The organism is Candidatus Venteria ishoeyi (assembly GCF_030378065.1).
Classification (GTDB): Bacteria; Pseudomonadota; Gammaproteobacteria; order Beggiatoales; family Beggiatoaceae; genus Venteria; species Venteria ishoeyi.
In genome coordinates this window covers 2,646-23,699 of record NZ_JAUCGJ010000029.1, presented here as the reverse complement: position 1 = coordinate 23,699, position 21,054 = coordinate 2,646, and the positions used below count along the sequence as shown (strand labels likewise).

Here is a 21,054-nt window from a genome sequence, read left to right as displayed (position 1 = left end):
GCATAACATCAGTTTTAAACTTTCTTCAATAAAAAAATGGGCACAAGTGCCCACTTCAGCGTCTATTCCGACTTAGCATCTATCCGTCGGTATGCTCAATATCATGACAGATTTTCCTGTTCCACTAAAACAAACAGTATATTTACAACAAAGCGTTGTCATAAAAAACAGGAAAATCCCGGATTTCAAAATGGACGCACGATAAATTCCCAATAAAAAACCCCGGATACCGGGGTTTTATCTAGTATTGATAACCCTTGAATAACTTACTGATTTTTTAACCAGCGATTTAAATAAACAATTTTACGACATTATCTGTTTTCCCGCAAGGCGTTTTCATTTATCAACGACAGGAGGTGAGGCCAGAGAAGTGCATGGCGACGAGATACCCACGCAACGTACTTCGGGAGTTAAGTTAATCTGATATTTTTCTGCAATAGTCTGCTGAATTTTTTTTATCAAAAATTCCATGTCCGCCGCGCAGGCACCGCCAGTATTAATAATAAAATTGGCATGTTTTTCAGAAATTTCCGCACCGCCCTGGCGTAACCCCTTTAGTCCTGCCTGTTCAATCAGTTTTGCAGCAAATAATGGCTTGGGGTTGCGAAACACCGAACCACAACTGGGCAAACCGGTAGGTTGGGTGTTTTTACGTTGTTGCAGCAGTTTTTTGATATGCTGCGCGCCTTGCCTCGCGGTTTCTGCATTTTGTGCTTGAAAACGCAAAGTTGCGCCGAGAAAATATTCTCCCTCAAAACCCTGCACGCTACGGTAGGCGATTTGATAATCTGCCGGTTTACGACAACGTACCACTCCTTGCCGATCAATAGTTTCCACGCTGAGTACCAAAGGCCAGGTTTCGCCGCCAAAAGCACCCGCATTCATTGCCAATGCACCGCCTAAGGTGCCGGGAATACCGGCAAAGAATGTTCCACCACCTAACTGAGCGCGACTGCTTTGTCGCGCAATCTGGGCGCAGCTCACTCCCGCTTCAATAAACCAGTCCGTTGTATTAACAATATTTATTTGATTTAACTGTGTGGTTAAAATTACGCTGCCAGGAATGCCGCCATCACGCACCAGTAAATTACTGCCCAGCCCCAACCAGAATATAGGCTCTGCTGTGGACAATTGCTTAAGATAAGTGATTAAATCAGAACGATCTGCGGGAATAAAAAAACATGCCGCAGGCCCACCTATACGCCAGGTCGTATGTTTGGACATGGGTTCTGCATATAATAAAGTGCCACGAATGCCTGTTAACTTTGTTTTCAAGCCTATTCTCTTAATCAATTAAAAATGTTTGATTATAGCGAATTTAAGTTAAGCTGCTTTTAATTCTTCAGCCATGTCCAGCATGACTCCACCATTTTTATAAGCCCCCTGAGTATTGAACATGAGCACATTATTTTTATTTTCTCTATTTATTGCAGGTCTGTTTGCCGGTGCGATTAATGTTTTTTCTGGTGGCGGTTCGGTGCTGACACTGCCGCTACTCATCATCGCTGGACTTGATGCTAACACCGCTAATGGCACCAATCGCGTGGGTATTTTATTACAAACTATCGCCGCTTTGTTGCGCTTTGGCAAACCCGGTCAGCGTATGCTGGGACAAAGCTTAAAATTGACCTTGGTGACATTACCGGGGGCCATACTCGGTGCCTGGGTTGCGGTGTTTATGGACGAAACCAGCTTTCATTATTTATTGATTGGGGTATTGTTATTAAGTGCAGTGTCTTTGTTTATGCCAAACTTTCACGAAGTGGAACCCGATCATACCCCCAGTTTCTGGCTTTATCCGACTTTTTTTGCCATTGGATTTTATGGCGGCCTGATCCAGGTAGGGGTTGGCTTTCTATTGATGGCAGGCTTATATCACCTGCTGCACGCCCGTCTGGTGGTCGTCAATATCTACAAAGTACTGATTATTTTTTTATTTACCCTGCCTGCACTTGGCATATTCCTATATTATGGACAAATCCACTGGGGCGCGGGTTTAAGCCTCGCTGCCGGCATGGCGCTGGGTGGTTGGCTGGCTGCGCATCTGAGTCTACAGCAATCAGGAGAAAACTGGATACGCGCAGTGACGCTGCTAATCGTATTACTGATGATTGCTAAATTGTTGTTTAATGGGTAATCGCTATGAATTTACAGGAAACTGATTTTTACCGCTGGACACAGGAAACGGCTCATGCACTGCGGACAGGGCATTATGCCGAGGTTGATATGCAGTCAGTGGCAGAGGAACTGGAGAAAATGGGTGCAAGTGAGCGACGGGAGTTGATCAATCGATTGGCGGTGTTATTAATGCATTTGCTTAAATGGCAATATCAACCGGGCATTCGCTCACGCAGTTGGGAATTAACGCTGATTGAACAACGCAGGGAGATTCAGGATTTACTTGAAGACAACCCCAGCTTGAAGCCACAACTACAGGTTAAACTCGATAAAGCCTATAGCAAAGCCATCTTAAAAGCAGAAAAAGAAACCAACTTGCCTGCGCGCACTTTTCCCGTGCAGTGCCCTTATCCGCTTGAACAAATTTTACAGGAAGACTTTTATCCCGATTAGAATTTGGCTTAGGCCAAATTCTAAGAGTCCAAGCCTGGGCTTGGGCATATTTTTCAGACTCCAACTGGGCGGGTGTGGCTTTGCAATCTGCACCTGAACATTTCAACAACACTTAAAATACAATATCATGCCTAATTCTCACCACTCCGCCACGCTGATTATTGGCCCTTCCTGGGTTGGTGATATGGTCATGGCACAAAGTCTGTTTAAGGTGCTTAAACAACAAAGTCCAGAACGCGCCATTGACGTGCTGGCTCCTGCCTGGAGCCTGCCTTTGCTGGAACGTATGCCGGAGGTCAGAAATGCTATTTGTCAACCCGTCGGGCATGGCAAACTGGCGCTGGGGGTACGTTATCAACTGGCAAAATCCTTGCGCAAGACAGCGTATCAACAAGCGCTGGTGCTGCCCAATTCCCTAAAATCCGCCTTGATTCCTTTCTGGGCAAATATTCCGCAGCGCCGTGGTTATGTTGGAGAATTACGTTATTTCCTGCTAAATCAGGCGCGCAAACTGGATAAAAACGAACTGACCCGCACCGTGGATCGGTTTGTGGCTTTGGCCTTGCCGGAAAATGCACCCTTGCCGAAGCCACTGCCAATTCCCGCGCTGCAAATTTCCCCGGCGGCTGTTCAACGCGCCCTGAACAGTTTTGGCTTGCAGCAGGATAAACCGATATTGGCCTTATGCCCTGGCGCAGAATACGGCCCAGCCAAATGCTGGCCGCCTGAACATTTTGCCGAGGTGGCGCAACATCAACTCGAACAAGGTTGGCAGATATGGCTGTTTGGCTCAGAAAAAGACCGTGCCACTGCGGAAACCATCAATCAACTGACTGGCGGTTCATGTCAAAACTTATGTGGCAAAACCAGCTTGGCACAGGCCATTGATTTATTATCCATCGCTCACAGCGTTATCAGCAATGATTCGGGCCTAATGCATGTTGCTGCCGCCTTAAACCGGCCTTTAGTTGCTTTATATGGTTCATCAGACCCTGGCTTCACCCCGCCTTTAAGTGAAAATGCACATATCCTGTCCCTAGATTTAGATTGCAGCCCCTGCTTTAAACGCCAATGCCCACTGGGGCACTTGGCCTGTCTTAGCGACATTCTCCCGCAGGACGTGAGCAGGCTAATTTAAAACATTTCTGTCTGATAACGGAAAATCTCCACATCATCCGACCAGAAATTTGAGGGTAAACCCGCTTTTTGTTTTAATTGCGCCAGGAACAATACCGGATCAGGCAGGATTTCCCAAACGGCAGGTAAAAATGTACCTCGATGCCCAGCGACATTCAGTATCAAACCATCAATACCGGGACGCAATTGGGTGATTAAATCGGCTTCATCCTTAAAGTGCATGGCTTTAGGGGTGCTTAATACCGATAAATGCAGGCTCAGGTTGGGCCATTCCATTGCTGTTAGTGGTGGAAAACGTGGGTCAGAGAAGGCTGCGGCCTGGGCATTAGCAGCAATATCCGCCACCAGTGGGCGGTGGGCAGTTAAGCTACCGATACAACCACGCAAGGCCTTATCTTTATTCAGCGTCACAAAGCAGGCCTTGATTTCCTGTAATTTTTCCGGGTAAGTCTGCGGATCCAGCGTAAATGACTTGCCCGTTTCCAGAGCGTAGCTGATGGCATCAATTGCCACTTGACGCAAGGTATTTTGTTCAGTTTCAGTGAAAGACATAAGCCCCATATCCTACAACGCGATCTTTGGAACCGGCAGTATCGCCAGAATTGCGTAAATCCACAACATCCACGCTTAAATGTTTGTCTCTAGCCACTTTCAGCAGACCATTAACTGGTTTGCAACCACAAGCCTGCTCACCACGTAACGGGGTTTGCTCCAGGCTGGTAATGGCTTTTGAGGTCTGCGCATCCAGTTGTTGCGCCGTTTGATAATCATGAAAATGGCTGAGATCGGAACTGATGACTATCAGCGTTTCCTCACCACCCCAAACCTGTTCCAGCACTTGTGCCACGGCTGCTGCATTGGCATCACCCACAACTAGCGGTAGCAGTACAAAATCATCCAGCAGCATTTGCAGAAACGGCAAATGTACTTCCAGGCTGTGTTCCTGTTCATGGGCTGCATCCAGCATTCCCACCTGCGGTAATTGCAATACTTTTTCAGTGCTGTCTGTATCCAGTTTTACTTCACCCAATGGCGTCGCAAAATATGTAGCGCTGCTGGTTGCCAGTCCACGAAATGGCACATGATGCGAAGGCCCTAGCAACACCACGCGCCGAATTTTTTCCTGTACTGGTTGCAAACGGACATAAGCACTGGCGGCAACTGAACCGGAATAGATATAACCTGCATGAGGCACAATTATTGCCTTAGGCGGTATTTGCAGGTCTGAATCCACAGAAACCTGAAGAAAGCCTTGTAACATGTTCTCAAGTTCAGTTTGTTCAGCAGGATAAAAAAAGCCAGCAACGGCAGGGGGACGGATTTGTTCAAACATGATTTAAGCCTCTGTATGCTTAGAAACCGTCCTGTAATAACTTTCCATTTGCCATGTCTTGAGTATGAATAATATGATTATGCAATCTCTGGAAATTTATTATTGGATAGCCCCTAAGATTAATAACATGGTCTTATTTTTATTATAGGACTGATATATGTTGCAGGTATATTCTTTTGCTTGATAACGGAACTGTTGTCACTTGAAAGTGTTCGAGTCATTGTTATAATTTCAGAGCATGATACGTTGTATTTTACTGATTTAATAAAGTTGAGTGTACGGGGTAACATAAGTTGTATTGTCATCATAGCTAACCTGCTATCGTTTAGATTATTCCATTCATCCTGCAACCTTTTAGACTAAGATACATATTTGCTTACAGTATATCTTGTGTAACCTGAACCTGACATAAGATTTTTAACTGAAAATACTCAAATCCTGCACATGTTGTTAATTGTTAGCGTGAGGTGTCAGTGGTTTTCAGTGCCTTTAATGCTGATTGGGCTTATACCAAACTCAGGTTATTTAAGAATAAAACCCTGACATCCAAAGTTTATCCAGGAGGCATCTCCCATGCGATTTATCTTGTTTTTTATTACCATAGTCATTTTATCATGTTCCACAATGACGACAGTTTATGCCGACAATGCAAAATCAGATAATATAATAGAAGCAGCGCCACATTATCAGCCTCCTGCCGCTGATTTATTACCTCGCCGCCGGGAAGCTGGTTTAGCGGATGACAGTTCAGGAACAACTCAGCGAGGTGTTTCACGAGGTGTTTCACGAGGTGTTTCACGAGGTGTTTCACGAGGCGTATCACGAGGTGTTTCCCGAGGCGTTTCCCGAGGCGTTTCCCGAGGCGTATCACGAGGTGTTTCCCGGGGTCAGAATGACGCTGAAGAAACTATTATTTTATTACCCGCGCTCTTAGCGCCCTTGTCGCCCAAGCATACGGGTTTAAGCAGCCAACCCCAACCGGTACTGTATTGGTATTTATCCGATCCCTGGCCAGAATCAATAGAATTTGTGTTAAATGACAGCCAACAGATTGAGCCGATTGTCGAGGTTTCATTAAAAACCCCGGATGGTGGCTGGCAACGGGGTGTACATGCGATCTCTCTGGTAGATTATGGCGTATCCTTAAAACCTGATACCGAATATGAGTGGTTTGTCAGTATTGTTCTGGATGAAACGCAACGTTCAGGTGATATGGTTGCCAGCGCGACAATTGCACATGCTCCACTTTCTGCAACTTTAACCCAGCAACAGAATCATACGGATAAGCAATATGCGTTTTATGCCCGTCATGGTTACTGGTATGACAGTATTACTTCGATTTCGCGGTTGATTGCGACCAACCCGGATAATGCCCTATTGCATCAACATCGTGCAGCCCTGATTGAACAGGTTGGGATGCCGAAAGTCGCAGTTTATGATACGAAGCTTGGACAATAATTAAGGCTATTTATTGCCAGGTTTTTATAACAGTCTATAAGGAGTTTGTAATGAAAATACCAATAACGATGAGGCAATTGCTGCTATTTGGCAGTTGTATGACCTTGGCGGGATGGATGAATACTGCCAGCGCGGATGTTTGTGATCCGGCTGATCCTAATTTTAATCCTGATGATCCAATCTGTTTAACCAATCCTCCACCTTGCGATCCTAATGTCAATCCTGCCTGCCAGGATCCCGTTGAACCACCAGCTTGTGATCCTGATATCGATCCTATCTGCCAGGATCCCGTTGAACCACCAGCTTGTGATCCTAATGTCAATCCTGCCTGCCAGGATCCCGTTGAACCGCCAGCTTGTGATCCTAATGTCAATCCTGCCTGCCAGGATCCCGTTGATCCGCAAGCTTGTGATCCTAATGTCAATCCTGCCTGCCAGGATCCCGTTGATCCGCAAGCTTGTGATCCTAATGTCGATCCTGCCTGCCAGGATTCCGTTGATCCAGCAGCTTGCGATCCTAATGTCGATCCTGGTTGTACAACAAACACACCACCCCCTATTGATTGCTCATTATTGATTAATAAGGATATGCCAGAATGTACAGGGGAACAACCTAAGTTCTGTATGGATGCGCCGGAAAGAGGTTTATTCTGTGATGAGTTTGGTCATAAGATTTGCCGTGTTGATCTCATTAGGCCAGGACTCCCGGGTTGTGAAGATGTTCCCGGTGTCTGCGTTGAAGATCCCAGTAAAAACCTGTTTTGTGATGAACGAGGCAAGCAGCTTTGTTTCCCGGATGAGGAATTGGGCATTTCCTGTGGTGACGTACAATGCGAAGAAAATCCTGATGAGGGTATTTATTGCGATGCAAAGGGACATCCTATTTGCGAGGAAAATCCTTTAGAAGGTATTTTCTGTCATGAAATCCCACCCGCTTGTATTCATGATCCGGATAATGGCATGACCTGTGATGCTAATCATAATCAAGGTTTTGTCTGTATTGATGATAATGATCCTAATAACAATGTATCCTGCGATGATCAAGGCAGACTTTGTATCGAAGATCAGATTTTAGGCAAAACCTATTGTGAAGGCGATGGTCTCTTTAACCCCACGGATTTTGATAGACCGGAATTGATTAATGATCCCGCCTTATTTAACTTCTTTGGTGAAGATGATATTAATCGATTATCACCTGACTTTTTTGCCGGCATGACACCCGAGCAGTTTGATGGATTCCGCCCAGATGCTTATGGTCATCTGAACAGTGGGCAGGTACAAGCACTGCCGCTGGATGTTTTAATGGATATGGATGGTCAAGAATTCTTTAACTTCCCACCAGACGTTTTTGATGATTTTTCACAGGAACAGATTGGTGCATTACCACCGAAAGCTTTAAGAGGCTTAACTCCAACGCAATTTAACCGTCTTAATCCTGATGCCTTGCAGGGTCTGGATCGGCATGATATTGCCGCGCTACCACCTGAACTATGGATGGATATCCAGCAAGATGTCTTCTTCGGCTTACCAGATGATGCCTTCCAGGGCATGGATCATGAAGATTGTGAAAACCTGCCGCCTTTGATGTTTGGTCAAATGGATGCAGCGAAGGTTGGTAACCTGGGTGGTGATTGCCTGATGGGAATGGATAGCGAGCAATTCATGCAACTGCCTGATGCTGCCTTAGCCGGTTTAGGTGCTGACCATTTGCATGGCTTACCGCCCCGCGTGTTTAATGATTGGACACCTGAGCGTTTTGATGCCTTGCCTGATGCAGCACTGACACAATTGGCACAAGAGAATCCATTTGAAATGCTGGAAATTCTGGCTAACCTGGATACCATTGCCGCTGACGGCGTTTCCGCTGATGATCTGGCGCTGGTAGAAGGCTTCTTGCCACCAGGTGTCAGCATTGATCCGAACACTGGAGAATTGCTCTTTACGGGTAATGAGTTTGATGGTCAACGCCTGCCCATGCCTATTTTAGAGTTTGGTGCAGATGTCTTTGGCAGCGATATTGATTTCCGCCTTGAACCGCATAACCTGGCAAAAGGCTTTGGTTTAGGTGGTGCTGGTGAGCCTGCATTGGATCAAATGGATCGAGTGATGGCTGATTTCTTCCCTGGCTTTGGTTTTAAACAGGACGCAGAAGGCTTTATCTCTCTGGATGGTGAAGGAGATTTTGCCGGTATCGGTTTTGACCTGATGCTGACTCCAGATGCCATTCGGGAAGCACCGGAAGGCACGCCAGAGGGTATTAGTGAAGATCCGATGACGGGAGAGTTTTTAGTCACAACCGATCACGGCAAACAATTTGGCGTCAGCTTTGGTCCACCTAACATGACCTGTATGGCGAAAGCCTTAGGCGTAGGTGATACCAATAATCCAGGCAGTCAATTGAGCATGGATCAAAATGGTATTGCGGTATTTATGCCAGCTACAACTTCCGGCACAAGCAACCGTCGCCAGTTTAGTAATAATCCACAGTCATTCAAACCCAGTGGTGGCAGTAGTAACTTCCGTCGCAGTCAACAGGCAGCAGGTTTGTATACCTACCCGGCACGTCGCACAGGTGAAAACCCATTTGCAGAATTGGTCTATGGTCAGGATACCGGTGTTGAAGAATGTGCGGGTCTGACACAAACTGTTTATCCAACCGTACCTGATGCCGATTTATTTATGGAGATGTTGGCAAATCTTCTGGGTATTCCGACAACAGATATTTACCAGCGGGTTGACGGCAGTTTCCGGGTTCAGTTAGGCCCGGATCTGTATGATATCGTGCCGGACTTTGTGACTGAAGCACCCAATATTGCGCGCGGAACCGAGCAGGCCACGCAACTGGCAACCGATGCAGCGGGTAACTTTATGATGGATGCACAAGATCGCTTTATATTGCATGCGCCTTATCAATCCCGTAAGCTGGTGATTCCTTTGATATTGAAGGTTGTTGTTCCACAATAGGAGATTCAATGAAAATGCACCTGTGCGCTAATTTCAGCGCTGGCCTGTGCGCCACGCTTACCAGTTTGTTATGCTCAGCCGTTTATGCTGAGGTGGTATTAGATGGCACATTAGGCCAGACAGGTGCGCTTGCTGGCCCAAATTACCAGGTAACTGCGGATTTGGGCCAGCAGGCAGGCGGGAACTTGTTTCACAGTTTCAGCCAATTGAATCTTCAGACCGGAGAAAGCGCAACTTTCTCCGGGCCTGATTCTGTTTCTAACATTATCAGCCGCGTCACTGGCGGCAAGACATCTTTTATTAACGGGATGTTAAGCAGCGATATTGCCGGTGCCGGTTTTTATTTATTTAATCCTGCCGGGGTGCAATTTGGTGAACAAGCCAGCTTGAATCTCGGCAGTTCTTTTTATGTCAGCAGCGCAGATTATTTGCGTTTAACTGATGATTTGCGCTTTTCTGCGCAACCGAATTCAATACCCTCCAACTTAAGCAATGCATCACCTGCTGCATTTGGCTTTATTAATCAAAACAGCGCGCCTGTCAGCTTTACTGACAGTCAACTAAGCCTGACGAATGGTCAGCATTTCCTGGTCGCGGGCGGCCCCATTAACCTGGATGGCAGCCAATTAAAAACAGCCAGTGGTACTATCCAGTTACTTGCCACTCAAGAGCCGGGGGAATTGGCAACCAATGCGATAGCAGATATAACAAATGGTGCTGATATACAGCTAAATGCCAGTGAGTTGGAAGTCAGCCAAACTGTGGGTGGCAGCTTGTTTATTCATGGGGGGGATGTGCAACTCCAAAACAGCGCACTCAAAGCCAAAACCCGTAGTCAGACAACGGGACAGGTGCAAATCCAGGCCAAAAATTTAAGCCTGGATAATACTGAAATCAATACTAAAACTTTTGGGACAGGTGATGCAGGTACGTTACAGGTTAACGCAAAAAGCATGACTATCAGCAATGCCGCAAACCTGAATACCAGCACTGCCGGTAGCGGACAAGGTGGAAAACTAACAGTTAATGTGACAGACAAACTCACTATTAATAAAAGCCTGTCTTATGCTGAGACTGATTATCCCTTCAGCGGTCTGTTTTCCAATAGTGAAAATCAGGAAGGCCCAGCCGGTGATGCAGGTACAATTGAAGTAAATGTCGGCAGTCTCGAAATCAGTGATGCGGGAACCATCAGTAGTACCAGTTATGGCAGTGGTCAAGGCGGTAATATCAATATCCAGGTGGCTAATGATGCGCATATGCGTAGTGGAGGCACAATTATTACCGGCACACTGGAGGGTGATAGTGGTTCTATTCTTTTACATGCTAATGGCTTACTGAGTTTAAGCGGACAGCATGAAACCGGAAGAACCAGTATTTTTTCCGATACCTATGGCAAGGGTCAAGCCGGTAACTTAAATATCCAGGCCAATAATATTGAATTAGGCTCACAGGCACGCCTCTCCAGCAGTAGTTTTGGTTCCGGTACTGGTGGTGATATTCAACTGCTCGCCCAAAATATACAAATGAAAGATAATGCCGGATTGTATTCCAGTTCAGAGTCAACTGCGGCTGATGCTGGCAATGGCGGTAATATTTATCTGCAAACAGAAACCTTAACTACCAGCAATCAAGCTGTGGTTTCCAGTATTACCGCAGGCAGTGGTAATGCTGGACAGATTCAGATCGATGCTGAAAATATTCACTTAACAAATGGTGGCGGCATTGCCTCTGCCAGCCAAAGCACTGAAACCTATGCAGGTAATTCCGGTAATATTCTGCTGAATGTTAATAATGCCCTGGATTTAACCCACAATGCACAAATTAATACTGAGGCTAAAAATGCCGGTGGTGGGCAGATTTTGATCAATACCCAACAGCGTTTATATGCCTTTAACAGTAAAGTCACCAGCAGCGTGCAACGCGGTGCGGGTAGTGGCGGCGATATTCAAATCAATCGTCCGCGTTTTGTGGTTTTAAATAATGGGCAATTATTAGCCCAGGCTTTTGATGGTAACGGTGGTAATATTCAGGTGCAGTCACAACGTCTGCTGCTTAGTCACAGCAGTGCCATTGATGCAACTTCACAACGCGGTGTTGATGGCGAGGTGGTGATCGAATCACCGCAATCCCAATTTACCGGCGAACTGATTCCTCCCGCGACAGAACTGCTGACTCAAAAGGACTTGGAACAAACTCCCTGCGCGGAACAAGAAGCAGATCAAAGCCGTTTTATTTTGACCTCTGCACCAGGCGTACCTAATGCTGTCGATGACTGGTTGCCCAGTGGATTTCATGATTAATCTGAATTCAACATTCAGGTTATTTTATTTGCGTTCCTTCAGACTGTGTTCACACAACATCAGCAATTCCTCATAGCGATATCCATCACTCAAGGTCTGCACGGCATCTGCGGTTGCCGGTTCCAGTTGGCGTATTTGCGCGACCAACTGGATAATATGTTCATCATCCAAATCTAGAACGGCCTCGTGTAAGTCATTACATATTGATTTTGGCAGGTGCGACAGACTTTCCACATTTAAGTCAGAAAATACCACTTTGCTTGTTTCATCAGGGACTGCTATCGATTGATAATGCAAATCCAATTGTCGTTGCATCAGTGTGAAAATTTCCCGTTCCAGATAAGGTTTATGCAGCACCTCATCACAACCTGCAGCAAAGATTTCAGCTTCCTGTTGCTTAAAAGTGCTGGCGGTTAAGGCGGCAATTTTAACGCTATCGCCTCCTGGTAACTTACGAATGCGGGCTGTGGCGGCATAACCATCTAACAAGGGCATACGCATATCCATCCAGATAAAATGTGGCTGCCAGTCGCGGAATAAATCCACGGCTTCACGCCCATTAACCGCAATTTTTGTACTAAATCCAACCCCTTCCAGGCGTTGTTGCAGCAATAAGGCACTGTCAGGGTGATCTTCAGCAATCAGAATACGATATTCACCTTGTCCCGGAGTAAGGCTGACAACCCGACCCGGTTCAGGCTCTACGTGGGTTGCAAGCGTACTTGCTTTACCTTTAGCCAGAGGTAATTGGAACCGAAAACAACTGCCTTTGCCCGGTTGGCTCTCCAGCGTAATCTGACCACCCATCATTTCGATATATTGCTTGGTCAGTGCCAGCCCCAGCCCCGTGCCTTTTTGCCCTGTATCCAGCGCAGGATCCAGGGGCAGTTGTTCAAAAGGCAAAAATATCCGGTCTAAATGTTCTGCGGCAATTCCAATACCAGAGTCCTGTACTTCGCATTGTATTTCAACATGTCCGTTTTGTGCCATGCTATGGCAAGCAAGCCGGAAATGAATTACACCTTGCCGGGTAAACTTAATAGCATTGCCAAGTAGATTGATAAATATCTGACGTAGCTTGCTCTCATCGGCCTGCACATAACAGGGGAACCCCACGTCCTGCGCCAGCAAGAGTTGCAAACCTTTTGCTTTGGCGCGTACTTTCATCATATCGCTTAAATCACGGATCAATCCACCAAGCTCGATATTTTCCTTATCCACCATTACTTGTCCCGCTTCAATCTTGGACATATCAAGTACATCGTTGATCAGAACCAGCAGATGGTTGCCGGAGCGGTTGATAATTTCCAGATTACTGCGCGCCTTGTCAGATAGCGTTTTATCGGCTTGTAATAATTGGGAAAAACCCAGAATGGCATTGAGTGGCGTACGTAATTCGTGGGACATATTGGCAAGAAACAAGGTTTTTGCGTGGTTGGCGGCTTCAGCGGCTTCTTTGGCATTTTCCAATGCTGCTGTGCGCTCTGCCACCAGCTCTTCCAGGTGATGGCGGTATTGTGTCAGTTCCTGCTCTGCCTGCTTACGTTTGCTGATATCGATCCAGCAGGAACGGCTATAAAGCACTTTACCCGCTTGATCGTGCACTGCTGAAACGTTTAACTCCACTTCCAGCTTGCTGCCATCTTTGCATTTTAGTTGCAGTTCTGCGCCATGCACTTCACCCGTTTCCACAAATGAGTGAAATGCACTTTGTGCAGCAGGCATACAATCGGGATGATAGATGTCAAAAATAGGGCGATCAATGATTTCCGCTTTAGTGATATCCAGCTTATCCGCCAGCGTCTGATTACATTGCAGGATATTTGCAGTTGCCGCTTCAACAGATGCATACATATCCGGGGAATTATTATAAAGATCAGTATAACGCTGTTCCGAAGCCTGCAAAGCGATATTGGTTTCCTTGAGTTCACGGGTACGGGCCGTAACACGTGACTCTAACTCATCATGCGCAACCTGAAGTGCGGCTTCCGCCTGCAAACGCTGGCGAATTTCTTCCCGCAGGTGTTCAGCTTGCTGTTTCTGCATCAATTGTGTTTGGCGCAGCATGATATGGATATGCACCCTGGCCAGGACTTCTGACTTGTCAAAGGGTTTGCTAATATAATCCACCCCGCCTGCCGCAAAACCATGTGTTTTATCTTCAGGACTATTCAAGGCGCTGATAAATATAACCGGAATCTCACGGGTGGCAGGATCAGCTTGCAGATGGTTGCAGACTTCCAGACCATTCATACCTGGCATACGAACATCGAGCAGGATTAAAACCGGTGCTCTGGCCTGTATGCTACGCAATGCCAACTCACCATTATCAGCCGAGCGTACCCGGTAGCCTGCTTCTTTAAGGATATCCCGTAATAGCTTGAGATTAGGTGAAATATCATCAACAATCAGAATATCTTCCGGCAATGCGGGTGCTGTGCCTGCCTCATTCATGTGCTTTGTTTTCTCTTTAAGTCATCCAGTATGGCAAGTAATTCTTTGAATTGCATGTTTTCAATCATGGTGCGTAACTGTTCACCCAATTTATGCTGCTTATCGCTAATTATACCGGCAACCTCAAGGCATTCTTCTTCATCCAGTAATTCTGTGGCCCTGTATAATTTATCGAATAAATCTGGCGCTAATTGAGCCAATTGCTGATTATCCAGCATTATGCTTGCAAGCATAGATTTCGGTATTTGTTGTTCAATCTGTCGGGGTGCTTTTGTATAACGATAGCGTACCCCCAGGTGTTTTGCCAGTGCTGCAAAAATTTCTGTGTCTCGATAGGGTTTGCGGATAAAGTCATCACAGCCTGAGGCCAGAATTTCATGCCGCTCATCTTCCAGGGCATGCGCAGTCAATGCAATGATCTTGATTGTACTGCTTTGTTGCTTAATCAAACGGGTTGCTTCCAGTCCATCCATCACCGGCATACGAATATCCATCCAGATTAAATGCGGCTGCCATTGCTGAAACAATGTCAAAGCCGCCTGACCATCACCCACTTCACACACTTCAAATCCCAGTGGAACCAGCAGTTTATGCAACAGCAAGCGATTTTCAGCTTTATCATCAGCGACCAGTAGACGATAGCGTGGCTGCCCTTCTGCCAACTCCATAACCTGTGCCTTGCCTAACTGTATCGCTTCGGCTTCACTATAACGATAACGCAAACCCAGATATTTGCTCAAAGTATTAAAAATATCCGTATCCCGATAAGGTTTGCGGATGAAATCATCACAACCTGCTGTCAGAATCTTGCGTCGTTCTCCTTCCAGGGCATGGGCGGTCAAGGCAATGATTTTGGTTTTGCCAGACGCATCCTGTTGTTTGATCAGGCGGGTTGCCTTCAATCCATCCATTATCGGCATACGGATATCCATCCAGATTAAATGCGGCTGCCATTGCTCAAAACAGGCGAGCGCCTCACGCCCATTATTGGCCTCTCGAATTTCCAGCCCCAGTGGTTCCAGCAATTTGCGCAATAACAGGCGGTTTTCCAGCTTGTCTTCAGCAATCAAAATACGATAGCTGGGCTGTCCCGCCACCAGGCCAATAACCTGGCCTGCTTGTAGTTCCTGGCTTGCTTTAGCAGTGAGTTCAGGTAATGTGACCAGCATTTCAAAATAAAACACCGAGCCTTGTCCAAATTCACTACTTACTTGCAGTCGCCCTCCCATAAGCTCCACATACTGACGGCTGATGGTCAACCCCAAACCAGTACCGGCTTCCGTCAAGGATTGTTTACCGGTTTGGGTGAATGGTGTAAAAATAGACTCACAATCCTCGCTGTGAATGCCAATACCGGAATCTTTCACTTCAAAGCGCAGCCGTGCCTGTTGTGACTGCATTTGTTCAACGACAATAACCCGTAACACAACTTCACCTTCATTGGTAAACTTGATTGCATTGCCAATCAGATTAATCAGCACCTGACGTAATTTTCCACCATCAATTATGATATGACGGGGTAGATTTGGACCTTGTTCCAGTTTGAAATACAAGTCTTTGCTCACCACTTGCACCGCCATCATGGCCTGAACTTCATGCAGGAACTGGTGCAAATCCAGGGTGGCATCTTCCTTTATCATGTGACCGGCTTCAATTTTTGAAATATCCAGCACATTGTTAATAAGATTAAGCAAATGTTCACCGCTACTGGCGATGATATCCAGATTCTCTTGCTGTTCTGCGGTGGTATCCGGTGTGTTACGCATCAAGCGGGAAAAACCAAGAATTGCATTTAGCGGGGTACGCAGTTCATGACTCATATTTGCCAGAAACACGCTTTTTGCGCGGTTGGCCGCTTCTGCCAATTCTTTAGCTGCCATTGCCCGCGCTTTAGCACTATACATCATACCGCTCATGGTGGAGATAAGCAGGCCATTAATGGAAAATACCGCAATGCCCAGCCAATCACCGGGATCATCAATAAAGGGGGTGTCAGTAGGTGACCACACTAAAACCACCACAACCGTTAGTCCAGTGGCTAATACCCCGGCACCAAACCCTCCATAGAGCGAAGCAGCCATCACTGCGGGATAAAATGTCACCCAGGGAATGCGCAATTCCAGGCCGCCCAACGGCCAGATACGCAGGGCTGCGGCAATAACAACCAGTATGATGGCAACCAGATAGGGCAGCCAGAAACGCTGTGGCAGATTTGGAAAAATCATATACTGATACCTGAGGAAATGTCTAAAAATGGAATACCTGTATTAATCACGCCATGCGCATAAGATAAAGATAAAAATTTTCTCAAGGCCGGGGCAATCTTTCCAGCGCCCGACGGTAATTTTGAAATTGTTTTTCCATATCATCCAGCACTTCCTCCAATGCTTTCCCGGTTTTTTCCACTTCTTGTTGCGCCCGTTTATCCTGATCCAGTTTTCGTTCTTCTTGATCAAGTTGCCGATCTTCCCGTTCCAGGCGTTTCTTGCGTTGCCTTCGAAACTTCTCGAACTCCCGCAACTGTTTCTCGTATTCATCCAGTTGCCGATCCCAGCGGTAGAGTAAATCCTGGGATAGCTGCCGGTAGTTCTCTGCGGCTTCCTGCCAGCGACGGGCTTCCGCACTCTGTTCCTCGCAAACAGCCATGACCAGCGAAGGGAAAAACAGTGCAAACAGGAAGAACCAGAATTTCATTTTTTTCATATCTGTCCGCTTTCTAAACAGGCACCTGATTTGACGCTAATACGGCATGGAATAAGCTGTTTAAGGATTTCAACTGCATCTGCTGTGCTTTGGGTTTGGCCTGATAGCATTCCAGACGTTGTAATTCAGCCTCAATAAATTGATTCAACACCAAAACGGCAGGTACCTGCTCTTTTTCCTGACTGCGTTTTTTTCTCTCCAGCAAATCGGAGATGGCATCATTGACCACCGTATTATCCGTAATCAGCGTTCGCAATTGTTCAAAAACAATCGGTGCGGGCTGCTGGTATTGCTCCAGCCATAATATAGACAGCAAGGGACGTAATACATAAAAGTATTTTTTCAGCGGTACTATCGGTGTTCTCAAATAGCCCCGATAATTGGTTTTAGCCATGCTGCGGTAGTGATAAATACCTTTTTCAACCGAATAAACATCTGTCAGCAAGGCACGGGCTGTTGGTGCAAAATGCTGATCATCCACATACACAATTGGCGATTGCAACCACTCGACAAAAGTTGGATTGGATTGCCAGAACAACTTCAGGGCTTTGCGTACATCCCAACCATTAATATCGATTTCATCAACAATGGGGTATTCAATCACATCGCGTTTTTGTTCCAGATCAACGGCGACATACCAGTCTTTAGGGTGAGCATAAATAAAGCGGACATCGTAATCACTGTTCGGTGATTCAAAGCCCCAGGCGCGACTGCCGGATTCAATGGCATACAACACCCGCACGCCATGTTCCGCCTCAGCCGCTTTGATACGTCTTAAAATCTCGGTTCTGACAGGTTCTGCAATCATTGTTACTTTCCTTGATGGCGATTTATCAACAGCATTTTAAGACGGTTAGTTTATTCAAAGACCTTCCAGGTTTTCAAAACCTGGGAGATCAGGGTGGGGGTTGTGGGGGTTTTAATTTTGCATTAACTATTGCAACTTCACTGCCGTTACTACCAGGAGCAATACTTCCATCAATTGGACCTTCTACGCTGATGGTTACTATTACTGGTGTTTCTTTCAAAACACCAGGGTTGGTTAAACTAAAGTTAAAAGGGGTAACGCCTTGTCTATCAGCAACTTCCAGATTGGTCGTGCCACCTAGCACATCATCAAGGACAACGGTATCACTATCTCCAAGGCCAATACGACTTATCTCGGCGGTGACGGTGATTTTGGTACCTTTCACCGGAGAGTTCCCATAAGGGGTTTGTACACTCACTTCAAAAGACTTTGTTTTATTTACAAGGATGGGGACTTCCTGATTAACGATGCGCCCCTCATCTTTAACTATAATAGCCTTATAATCATCAGGCGGATTAGGGATATCAAAAGCATCAGAAAATACGATATTCATACTCGTCCAAATCAAGGTATTATCCTGGTAAACACCATCTCCCTGGGTAAAAAAGCCATTTTGGTCGCGATCAATATACAGCTCGCCATTATCAAATACACCGTTATCATTGCCATCAATATAAGGCTCGGTGATATCCGTGAAGACTTCGCCCAGATCATACGCACCATTACCATTTGCATCAAAAAAGTATTCTGCACCTGTGGTATAAGCAACAATGCGATTGAACGCGGCATTGCCCGTGTTATTGATACCATCAAGCTGCGGTGTGGTGGGTGTGGCAGACTGTAACACTGCCGTGGCGCGACCCATGATGGTGGTGCTGGTAAAAGCGTTACTACCAGCGCTGCTGCCTATGGTGCCGCCTTCACTGATAAAGTTTACCCGCGTCCCATCAGCCACCACATTACCAAAGCGATCCCCGACATAAACCGTTATTAAATCTTCCAGGCCAAAGGTGCTTCCACCGGCAATATTCAGGTATTGCGCGGCAATGCCGAAACGCTGCGCATCCGGTATACCACCGACAATGCTGACCCGCGCCAGGGTGCTGATGTCGGTATTACGTACTCTGGCAACAATCGCTGCAACCCCGGCAACACGCCCACTTTTCAGACTGACTGATACCTTGCCATTGCTGGTAACGCCACAAACCCTTTTGCCCGTACCGCCAACACTGCCACAAGCGGCGGGGGGAATGCCGCCGCCGGTAGACAAACTTTCATCACCGGCGAGGCTGGCGCTGCTGAGTTCAAAGTCCACTGCAACACCATCTTGCGCCAGATTACCCAGATTGTCTTTAACCTGAAATTCAATTACCGCACTTTGCGCAGAACCACTGCCGACAATGCCGATAGTTTCCGGTTGTATGCTGAGCAGTTCCAGCAGACCTGCTGCATCAGATTGTATGGTCAGGGTAATGCTTTCAGTTAAGGCATTGTCCTCGCCGACATTGGCCGTAATGGTAGAAATGCCGGATTGGGTTTGTGCGCTGAAAGTCGCAATGGCACGCCCCTGCGTGTCGGTGGTGACAGATTCATTAATCACGCCAATGCCACTGGTACTGAATTGTACACGCACCCCGGACAGCGGTTGTCCCTGGCTATCATTCACCTGCGCGATGATCTGCGCGCTGCCATTTAGAGATAATGGCTGGGTGGCGCTGGGCATACTGCTTAAATGCAGCACGGTGGGTACACTGGAGGTTTGAAAATTAATCGTGGCTGTTGCCGGGTTTAAGCCGCCTGCACTGGCGGTGATGGTAGCCTGCTCACTTTGACTTCCCGTTACGCCAAGCTGTACTCGTCCCTGCTCATCACTGATGCCCTGGAACTTATCCAGCAGGGCGCTTTGTTGATTACCCAGGCTAAAGTTCACTTTTTGCCCGGCAATGCCTACGCCTTGCGCATCCTGCAAAGCTGCCAGCAGGTTGACCGAAGTTGTGGTATCGGCAATGCCCGTGCTGTTATTCGGTGATAAACTCAGTTGCGCACCAAAATACAAAGGAATTTGTACGCTGCTGCTGCCCGCTTGTAGTGTAATAATCGTATTACCCTGGGCAACAGGGCTGACCTGCATTTGTGCCTGACCATTTTGATCGGTGCTGATTTCCCCCAGCAGATTGCCATCGGCAAAAAACTGAATCGGCATATTACTGATGGCAAATCCTGCCTGATTGGCAACGGTGGCGGTCAGGGTGCTGCTCTGGTCGCTGCGCAGTAATTTCGCTGAAGCACTGGCAGTCAAGGTGTTACCCTCTCCCAGCGCGACAAAAAACTGAACACTGCTCTGGGTTTGTAACTGCCCACTGCGGGCATATAAAGTTATATTGCCACCATCATTGCCCAAATCCGTAACCGTCACGGTTACTACGCCGGTATTGTCCGTCGTGGCAAACCCCGGATCAAGCAGATCATTGCTTTGACCGATAAAACCAAAATGAATATTTTCACCGGATAAGGGCGCGTTATTGGCATCACGCAGCAGCGCAGTAAAAGCCACTGAGCCTGTTGCGCTCTGACTGGCGGCAACCAGTGACAGGGATGCGCCAAAATATAAGGCACGGGTTTGAATCTGCTCGCCGCTGCTGACTGCCAGCAATACATTTTCAGCCCCGCCATGTTCTACTTCAAATACTGCGTAGCCATTGCCGTCAGTGCTTGCCGGCACATTATCCAGCCAGGCTTGCCCGGAAACCTGCGCCTGAAAAGCCGTGTTTGCCAATAAACCACCTTGCTCATCTTTTAAGTGTACGGTGATCTGGCTACGGCTGCTGGCTTGCAGCACACTGTGTTCAGAAATAATTTCTATACTGGCAACCGGTGTAACGGGTATCTCTTCCAGGGTAAAAGTCACTTGTGCCTGCGCGCTGGCATCACCAAAGCGTGCCACCACCACTGCGCTGCCGCCATCCTGTCCGACATCAGTTATCACCACAGTCGCGCTGCCATCTTCACCGGTTACAACGCTGCCTGGGGTTAAGCTTTCCTGATTTTGATCGGCAAAGCTGAAAAATACCAGACTATCAACCAGCGGCGCGTTATTACTGTCTTTGAGCAGTGCGGTTAAGCTGATAGTAGCATTACCGGAAGCCACTTCCGGCACCAACGCAAGCTGTGCACCCTGAATCGTGCTGTTATCTGGCTCCAGGGTAAAAGTCACTTGTGCCTGCGCGCTGGCATCACCAAAGCGTGCCACCACCACTGCGCTGCCGCCATCCTGTCCGACATCAGTTATCACCACAGTCGCGCTGCCATCTTCACCGGTTACAA

14 protein-coding genes are annotated in these 21,054 nt (G+C 47.0%); 6 read left to right on the top strand and 8 right to left on the bottom strand.

Annotation, left to right across the window (positions count from 1 at the left end):
* Positions 1-336: 336 nt before the first annotated feature.
* On the bottom strand, positions 337-1,275 hold the full coding sequence (murB, locus tag QUF61_RS10995) for a UDP-N-acetylmuramate dehydrogenase (RefSeq protein WP_103920336.1): 939 nt from the start codon (positions 1,273-1,275) through the stop codon (positions 337-339).
* A gap of 121 nt (positions 1,276-1,396) precedes the next feature.
* Here murB and QUF61_RS10990 point away from each other — a divergent pair, with 121 nt between their 5' ends.
* From QUF61_RS10990 to waaF, 3 genes are all read left to right on the top strand, one after another.
* The gene (locus QUF61_RS10990) at positions 1,397-2,137 is read left to right on the top strand and encodes a sulfite exporter TauE/SafE family protein (protein WP_103920335.1); all 741 of its coding nucleotides are present in this window, start codon (positions 1,397-1,399) and stop codon (positions 2,135-2,137) included.
* A 5-nt stretch (positions 2,138-2,142) separates the two neighbouring features.
* On the top strand, positions 2,143-2,571 hold the full coding sequence (locus QUF61_RS10985) for a DUF29 domain-containing protein (protein ID WP_289681705.1): 429 nt from the start codon (positions 2,143-2,145) through the stop codon (positions 2,569-2,571).
* 127 nt (positions 2,572-2,698) lie between these two features.
* Positions 2,699-3,709 (top strand): lipopolysaccharide heptosyltransferase II, encoded by a 1,011-nt coding sequence (gene waaF, locus QUF61_RS10980; protein WP_289681703.1) that lies wholly within the window; start codon positions 2,699-2,701, stop codon positions 3,707-3,709.
* On the opposite strand, the gene amrA is transcribed toward waaF, so the two are convergent.
* Together amrA and amrB are read right to left on the bottom strand one after the other, a co-directional pair.
* The gene (amrA, locus tag QUF61_RS10975) at positions 3,706-4,260 is read right to left on the bottom strand and encodes an AmmeMemoRadiSam system protein A (RefSeq protein WP_103920332.1); all 555 of its coding nucleotides are present in this window, start codon (positions 4,258-4,260) and stop codon (positions 3,706-3,708) included. The two genes, waaF and amrA, sit on opposite strands and share 4 nt — an antisense overlap.
* Complete coding sequence (gene amrB / locus QUF61_RS10970; RefSeq protein ID WP_103920331.1) at positions 4,247-5,041, bottom strand: AmmeMemoRadiSam system protein B; 795 nt, start codon at positions 5,039-5,041, stop codon at positions 4,247-4,249. The genes amrA and amrB overlap by 14 nt, the downstream gene beginning before the upstream one ends.
* Positions 5,042-5,614: 573 nt before the next feature.
* On the opposite strand from amrB, the gene QUF61_RS10965 reads away from it, so the two are divergent.
* Genes QUF61_RS10965 through QUF61_RS10955 form a run of 3 tightly spaced genes read left to right on the top strand, consistent with a single transcriptional unit; the run spans position 5,615 to position 11,765 of the window.
* Complete coding sequence (locus QUF61_RS10965; protein WP_289681700.1) at positions 5,615-6,499, top strand: DUF928 domain-containing protein; 885 nt, start codon at positions 5,615-5,617, stop codon at positions 6,497-6,499.
* 50 nt (positions 6,500-6,549) lie between these two features.
* Entirely contained in the window at positions 6,550-9,462 is a 2,913-nt protein-coding gene (locus QUF61_RS10960) for a hypothetical protein (protein WP_289681699.1), read from the top strand.
* Between the two features lie 8 nt (positions 9,463-9,470).
* A complete protein-coding gene (locus QUF61_RS10955; protein WP_289681697.1) occupies positions 9,471-11,765 on the top strand; it encodes a two-partner secretion domain-containing protein in 2,295 nt (764 codons plus the stop codon).
* Between the two features lie 24 nt (positions 11,766-11,789).
* Here the strand turns inward: QUF61_RS10955 and QUF61_RS10950 are convergent, their stop codons facing one another.
* The 5 genes from QUF61_RS10950 to QUF61_RS10930 all read right to left on the bottom strand — a co-directional run.
* Positions 11,790-14,219, bottom strand: coding sequence for a response regulator (locus tag QUF61_RS10950; RefSeq protein ID WP_289681696.1), 2,430 nt, complete (start codon positions 14,217-14,219; stop codon positions 11,790-11,792).
* Positions 14,216-16,444 carry a response regulator gene (locus QUF61_RS10945; protein WP_289681694.1) on the bottom strand — a complete coding sequence of 743 codons (2,229 nt, stop codon included), beginning with the start codon at positions 16,442-16,444 and terminating at the stop codon, positions 14,216-14,218. Before QUF61_RS10945 ends, QUF61_RS10950 begins: the two co-directional genes overlap by 4 nt.
* A gap of 82 nt (positions 16,445-16,526) precedes the next feature.
* Entirely contained in the window at positions 16,527-16,922 is a 396-nt protein-coding gene (locus tag QUF61_RS10940; RefSeq protein ID WP_289681693.1) for a hypothetical protein, read from the bottom strand.
* Between the two features lie 13 nt (positions 16,923-16,935).
* Positions 16,936-17,730 carry a nucleotidyltransferase domain-containing protein gene (locus QUF61_RS10935; protein ID WP_289681692.1) on the bottom strand — a complete coding sequence of 265 codons (795 nt, stop codon included), beginning with the start codon at positions 17,728-17,730 and terminating at the stop codon, positions 16,936-16,938.
* Between the two features lie 88 nt (positions 17,731-17,818).
* A partial coding sequence (locus QUF61_RS10930; protein WP_289681690.1) for an Ig-like domain-containing protein occupies positions 17,819-21,054 on the bottom strand: 3,236 nt, incomplete at its 5' end.